The sequence below is a fragment of the Mesorhizobium sp. WSM4837 genome (assembly GCF_055811435.1).
In genome coordinates this window covers 1-584 of the sequence record NZ_JBVVQE010000234.1, presented here as the reverse complement: position 1 = coordinate 584, position 584 = coordinate 1, and the positions used below count along the sequence as shown (strand labels likewise).

The 584-nt window shown below is 63.7% G+C and carries 1 protein-coding gene; it reads left to right on the top strand.

Translation table 11 applies throughout. The annotated features are described in order from the left end of the window. On the top strand, positions 1-584 hold a 584-nt coding region (locus tag AC0L3D_RS36895; protein WP_473647558.1), incomplete at both ends, for a hypothetical protein.

Below are 584 nucleotides of genomic sequence, written 5' to 3'. Positions count from 1 at the left end.
GCGCTCGAAGACGATCTCGCCAAGCTGGCCGAAAGCCGGTCGAGCATCGACGGGCTGGTTGCCGGCCAGGTCGAGAAGCTGGCCGAAGGCCGCGACCTGCTCAGACGCGCATTGGAAGCCGACCTCAATACCATCAAGGGTGTCGTCGCCGATCAGTCTCAGCAGCTGACCGAGAATCGCGCAGAGTTCGCGCGGGCGCTGGAGGCCGATCTCGGCGGTGTCAATGGTCTTGTGAACAGCCACGCCGAGAAGCTCATCCAGGACCGCTCAATCCTGTCCAAGGCGCTCGAAGACGATCTCGCCAAGCTGGCGGAAAGCCGGTCGAGCATCGACGGGCTGGTTTCCGGCCAGGTCGAGAAGCTGGCCGAAGGCCGCGACATCCTCAGACGTGCGCTGGAAGCAGACCTCAACACCATCAAGGGTGTCGTCGCCGACCAGTCTCAGCAGCTGACCGACAATCGCGCAGAGTTTGCGCGGGCGCTGGAGGCCGACCTCGGCAGCGTCAACGGTCTTGTGAACAGCCACGCCGAGAAGCTCATCCAGGACCGCTCAATCCTGTCCAAGGCGCTCGAAGACGATCTCGC